Source organism: Novosphingobium sp. PASSN1, assembly GCF_002278815.1.
The window spans coordinates 1-5,220 of the sequence record NZ_NKIS01000032.1; the positions used below are offsets into that span (position 1 = coordinate 1).

General features: G+C 61.6%; 8 protein-coding genes. 2 read left to right on the plus strand and 6 right to left on the minus strand.

Annotated elements, in window-relative coordinates; genetic code table 11:
* Both CFE35_RS22370 and CFE35_RS22375 read right to left on the minus strand, forming a co-directional pair.
* Window positions 1–403: MarR family winged helix-turn-helix transcriptional regulator (locus CFE35_RS22370; RefSeq protein ID WP_292934072.1), on the minus strand; the 403-nt coding region annotated here is incomplete at its 3' end.
* Window positions 400–1,608, minus strand: a complete 1,209-nt coding sequence (locus CFE35_RS22375) for an MFS transporter (protein ID WP_292934074.1) — start codon at window positions 1,606–1,608, stop codon at window positions 400–402. The genes CFE35_RS22370 and CFE35_RS22375, both read right to left, overlap by 4 nt.
* Before the next feature lie 139 nt (window positions 1,609–1,747).
* On the opposite strand from CFE35_RS22375, the gene CFE35_RS22380 reads away from it, so the two are divergent.
* Window positions 1,748–2,308, plus strand: coding sequence for a TetR family transcriptional regulator (locus CFE35_RS22380; protein ID WP_292934075.1), 561 nt, complete (start codon window positions 1,748–1,750; stop codon window positions 2,306–2,308).
* Here CFE35_RS22380 and CFE35_RS22385 read toward each other — a convergent pair.
* A complete protein-coding gene (locus tag CFE35_RS22385) occupies window positions 2,305–2,853 on the minus strand; it encodes a TetR family transcriptional regulator (protein ID WP_292934077.1) in 549 nt (182 codons plus the stop codon). The two genes, CFE35_RS22380 and CFE35_RS22385, sit on opposite strands and share 4 nt — an antisense overlap.
* An 85-nt stretch (window positions 2,854–2,938) precedes the next feature.
* Here CFE35_RS22385 and CFE35_RS22390 point away from each other — a divergent pair, with 85 nt between their 5' ends.
* Window positions 2,939–3,979, plus strand: coding sequence for an aromatic ring-hydroxylating dioxygenase subunit alpha (locus tag CFE35_RS22390; RefSeq protein WP_292934079.1), 1,041 nt, complete (start codon window positions 2,939–2,941; stop codon window positions 3,977–3,979).
* Window positions 3,980–4,177: 198 nt separating this feature from the next.
* Here the strand turns inward: CFE35_RS22390 and CFE35_RS22395 are convergent, their stop codons facing one another.
* From CFE35_RS22395 to CFE35_RS22405, 3 genes are all read right to left on the minus strand, one after another.
* Entirely contained in the window at window positions 4,178–4,495 is a 318-nt protein-coding gene (locus CFE35_RS22395; protein WP_292934081.1) for a DNA-binding transcriptional regulator, read from the minus strand.
* Window positions 4,479–4,880 (minus strand): type II toxin-antitoxin system RelE/ParE family toxin, encoded by a 402-nt coding sequence (locus CFE35_RS22400; protein WP_292934083.1) that lies wholly within the window; start codon window positions 4,878–4,880, stop codon window positions 4,479–4,481. Before CFE35_RS22400 ends, CFE35_RS22395 begins: the two co-directional genes overlap by 17 nt.
* Window positions 4,870–5,220: tyrosine-type recombinase/integrase (locus CFE35_RS22405; RefSeq protein ID WP_292934085.1), on the minus strand; the 351-nt coding region annotated here is incomplete at its 5' end. The genes CFE35_RS22400 and CFE35_RS22405, both read right to left, overlap by 11 nt.

A 5,220-nucleotide genomic window follows, 5' to 3' on the forward strand; every position in this document is an offset into this window, starting at 1 on the left:
CCATCAACTGGACCGTTTCAGCGCGGCCGATGACATCGCAGCAGAATTCGAACTGGGCATCGATGGCGCCCAGCTCAAACGAAACGGCGGCTTTGCCCTTCGGCGTTGTATGGAGCGCAAGGGCCTGGCCTCGTTCGATTGTGGTTCGACTTTCCAGCAGACCGGCCGCCAGCAGTTCCTGCACAATGCCGTTCATGGTCGTGCGGCCATTGCCGAAATAGCGCGCAAGGTCAGCCTGGGTCATGCCGGGATTGGCGTCAACCAGCACCAGCGCCGTAGCGCCTTTGGGCGTCAGGTTCTGAACGCGCAGTTTACCAGCGCGGCGTTTGGCAAGAGCGCGGCTGGCAACGCTGATGCGCAGGCCAATGTCGCGATCAACGCGGGAACTGTCGAGATCGGTCATGCCGCTGCGGGCCTCGGCGCGGTCAGCTTGACGACGGTCAGGGCCACAGGGACCACGAGCGCAATGATGGCTGCGCCGAGCAGGAAGGGTGCATCGGCGGACAGGCCGAACATCAGGCCGAACAGCGGCGGCGCGATGATCCGCGAGCTCGCATTCGACGCCATGCTGAGGCCCATCACGCTGCCTTGGCGTTCGGGCGGGGTGTTTCGCGAAATCAATGCGCCTGCATTGGGAAAGGCCAGGCTGTGGCCAGCCATCATCAGCGCCATGAGGCAGACGGTGGCGACCGGCGCATGGAAAGCGGGCTGAAGTCCGACTGCCGCGCACAGCAGAACGAGGCCGCCCACGATCACCCTCGCCTCACCGAACTGCTTGACCAGTGGACCGATCCCGAGCGTCTGGACGAGCAAGCCGACCCCGCCGATCGCCAGGAAGGTGAGGCCCACCTCGTGCGTCGTCCAGCCGAAGGCGCGTTCGGTCCACAGCCCGAAAACCGCTTCGGTCGATGCGAAGATTGCGATGCCGCAATACGATATGAGGAGCAGCCGCCAGAGGAGCGGACTTGCGCGCACGAAACGGACAGCCTCGCCATAGCTGGGGGGCGTTCTGGCCGGGCCCGGCTGCCGGGTCTCGGCAAGGAACCACCAGGCCCAGAGCGATGCGCCGGCGGCAAGCGCAGCGGCTGCAAAGATCGGCAGATGAAAACCGGCAAGGCCTTGCTCAGGCGAAGCCAGAAGGCCGCCGATCGCTGGCCCTACGGCAAAGCCGAAATTGAATGCCGCTCCAAAGTACCCCATGACTTTTGCGCGATCACGCGGCGGCGTGATGTCCGCGATCACGCCCTGCACGACACCCAGCGTGCCGCCGAAAAAGCCGCCGATGATGCGCAGAACCAATGCGGTTTCAAGGTTCTGCGAGAAGGCAAAGGCAATGTAGGTCAGCGCCGCGCAGGCTGTGGTCAGGACCAGAACAGGCCGGCGCCCTGTCACATCCGATCGCCGGCCCCAGAAGATTTCCCCGGCGATATTACCCAGCGAATAGGCGGCGAAAAGGCAGGCGACTGCAAACGGTCCTGCACCGAAGGCGTGCCCATAGAAGGGAAGTAAGGGCAGGATCAGGCTGAATCCGGCGATGTTCAGGAACACCATCACCAGCAGAAGCGGCAACGAGCCCGCGCCAATGCCGGGGTGATCCGCAGTGCTCACCGGGCGAGCCCGCAAGCATTCAGGCGTGCTTGAACACTCGCAGAAACGGCGCAATCGCCCATTGTTGTCCTCTCCTTAATGCCATTAAGGTGATTGCGTAAGGCTCACACAAAGTCAATAGCACCCGCCGGAGGTGGGGATGGCCCTCGATCAACAGGCAATAGTTTCTGCTGCCCGCGAGATCCTTCAGAAGGAAGGGTTCGACAAGCTGAGCCTGCGCAAGATCGCCGACGCGCTGGGCGTGCAGACACCGGCGCTCTACTGGCACGTGCGCGACCGCGCGCAGCTATATGGTATGCTGGCCGAGCAGTTCCTGCGCGAAGTCATCGCCGAGACCGGGCTTGAGACGACCGGGCGGGAATGGCTGATCGCGTTCGGCACGGCCTTGCGCGACAGTCACCGCACCAACCGCGATTCAGCCCGGCTCGTCGCCTTCGTGCAGCCTTCGCAGACCGTCGAGCAGGAAGTGGCCAATGTCATTCTGGACCACCTTGAAGCAGGTGGGATGAGCCGTGACATGGCCAGAATTGCCTGTTCCAGCATGCAGGCCTTCACGCTTGGCTGGTCGCTGTTCGAAAGCAACGCTTCGGTGCGCCCGATGATGATCGGCACCCTCGATAGCGATGCGGCATTCCATTTGGCACTCTCTCAGCTTGCTGAGGGGCTGGCCCATGCGGACCTATCCAGTTACGCTGGCTAAGCGGCTTCAGTTGCCACCAGTCCGCCGACGATCGCCCGCAGCCCGGCTGCAAACGCGGTGTCGAAATCCAGCATACCGACCAGGTGATCGTGCATTGTCTCCGATTGCTCATAGACCACCCACCCGAGGGTGAGCGCAAAGACGGAGGCAACGGCGTTCAGCGCCTGCTCCTGCGTCATCCCCCAACTGGTCAGATTTCCGGTCATGCGCTCTTTGGCTTCTGGTGTGTCGCTCACCGCTGGCGGCGCAATAGCGCATAGCCGCGCTGAATCCCGGCAAGCCAGCAGACTTTGCCGGAAGGTTCCACCCAGACGTTCGAGCCATTCCTGCGGACCAGGCGCAGTGTTGGCCTCGACATAGGCCGTCCCGTAGAAATGCCCGGTCATCAAGGCAAAGAGGCCGTCCTTGTTCGGCACATGCCAATAGAGCGCCGAGGCCCGCACACCCAGCCGCTCCGCCAAGGCACGCATGCCGAGCCCGTCAAGCCCATTCTCCTGCATGAGAGCGAGCGCGGCCTCGGTGATCTGGTCTCGGTCAATCTTCATTCCCGCAATCTGGACAAGCGCCTGTCGCTTGACAAGTGAACAGCGTTCATTGAACACTGTTAAAGAAATCTGGGCGAGGTGCTGAATGACCTATGTGCGCAACTGCTGGTACGTCGCTGCTTGGGACAGCGAGCTAGCCCAGGGGCAGCCAATGGCGATGCAGATCGTGGGCGAGCGCATCGTGCTCTGGCGGGGAGACGACGCGGCGATCCATGCGCTTGAGGATCGCTGCGTGCACCGCCTTGCCCCTCTTTCGCTTGGCCGGTGCGAGGGCGCGAACCTGCGCTGCATGTACCATGGCCTGCTGTTTGGGCCCGATGGCGGCGTGCTGGAAATTCCGGGGCAGGACAAAGTGCCGCCGCAGGCAAAAGTCCGCGCTTATCCCGTTGCGGTCCGGCATAGCTGGGTCTGGGTGTGGATGGGCGATCCGGCACAGGCGGATGAAGCGCTCATTCCGCCCGCCGTCGGCTATGACGATGGCCGGTTTATCCTCGGGCACGGCCATCTCGATTATGCTGCCGAGGCACGGCTCATCTGCGACAATCTGCTTGATTTCAGCCACCTGACTTATGTCCACGCCGCGAGCTTTCAGGCAGGGCCGACCTTTGCCGAACGGCTGCCCGAGATCACCCCGCTCGATCGCGGCGTGCGCTTTTCCCGCTGGTCGCAGAATGTACCCAACATTCGCGATCCGAACTCTGCCGAACGTTTCGACAACTACATGACTTACGACTTCCTGCTTCCGGGCGTTTTGCTGATGGAGTCGGCCAGCTTCACGGCAGGGACCGCAGCGTCGCTGGATTTTGGACCGCCCGACTTCGACACCGCGATAGCCGGTCGCAACTTCACCAGCCAGGCGGTCACTCCGCTGACCGAGGGCACCGCGCGCTATTTCTTCAATTGGGGCCCGCACCGCGACCACGGCGACGAGGCCATGCGCGACGGCATGATGCAGCTCGCCGCGATGGCCTTTGGCGAGGACAAGGTCATGATCGAAGCGCAAAGCCGCGTTATCGCAGGCAGCCCAGGACAGGCGATCATGCCTATCGCCCACGATCGCGGCGTGACATTGTTCAACCGTCTTGTCGAACGGCTGGTGAGGGAAGAAGGCAGGGCTGGCACATAGTGTCCAAAGGGCAGACTGTGCCTGATGTTATTCCGACCGACTTGCCGACTGATCTTTCAGCCAAGCCGGGATGGGGACAGCATACGACTACGCCGCCGTTGTCGATGCAGAAATTTAGCTGTTTTCAAACGTAAAGCCGCAACCCGAGATAGCTGAACCCATTCGTTTCAGTGAAAGCTGCCTCGCAAAAGCTAACTACTAAGCTACTGCCTCAAGCCCTTTGCGCTGGATAATCGATAGTAGCCTCAAGGCCGGTCCGCCTGGCCGTTTCTTGCCGCGCTCCCAGTCGGAAACGAGGTTCTTCGACACGTTGAGATAGCGCGCGAATACCGGCTGTGAGACGTGCTGCGCCTCGCGAATGGCCTTGATCTCGTCGGCCTTTAGCGGTGTCGCCGGGGCAAGGCATGCTTCATCGAACTCCCGCAACGTGCGCTTGTCGATGGCTCCACCTTCGTGAAGCCCCTCCATCATCTCGTGGACGGCGGCCAGCGCCTCGCTCTTATAGGTATTTGGCATCGTCATTCACCTCGAACAATCTTCCTTCGTGCACCTCGGTATCGATCTGCGCCTGCGTGAGCGCGAGCACGATCTTGGCAGCCTGCTTGTAGGTCCGCAACTCGACCGCGTTGAGGTTGGCCTTTACGCTCTTGGCAAATCCAAAAGCGAATATGGCCCGTTCCTCATGGCGGAAGAAGACCAGCGTACGATAGCCGCCGGACTTGCCTCCGCCCTCGCGCGCGACGCGCTGCTTGATCAGGCCTCCGCCCAGATCGGCATCGATCAGGCCGCTATCCGCCTGTTCAACCGCCGCGACAAGCGCCGCATCACTGATCCCTTCACGGCTGGCGAATTTCGCGAACCAGCGATTCTTGTAGATGCGGGTTTGCGGCTTACCGGTCATGGATGGGCAGTCCTGTATCATACATAGTGTTACTGTTCAACGAACGATCCTCACCCATCATATCAGCTATGAGGAAGCCGACCCGTTCCGCCGCATCGAGCACGTGCCCATCATCAAGATGGGCATAGCGTGATGTCGTCTGCAATTTGGCATGGCCCAACAGCTTGCCGATCATCGGCAGAGTTTCGGAGCGAGCAGCGGCGTGGCTGGCAAAGCTGTGCCGCAGGTCGTGCAACCTCACGCCTGGTAGATTGGCCTCGACCTTCACATCCCGCCAGAACTGGGTGATGCAGCGGACAGGTCGCCGGGTCAGTTTGTTCCAGAATACCGGATCACTTCC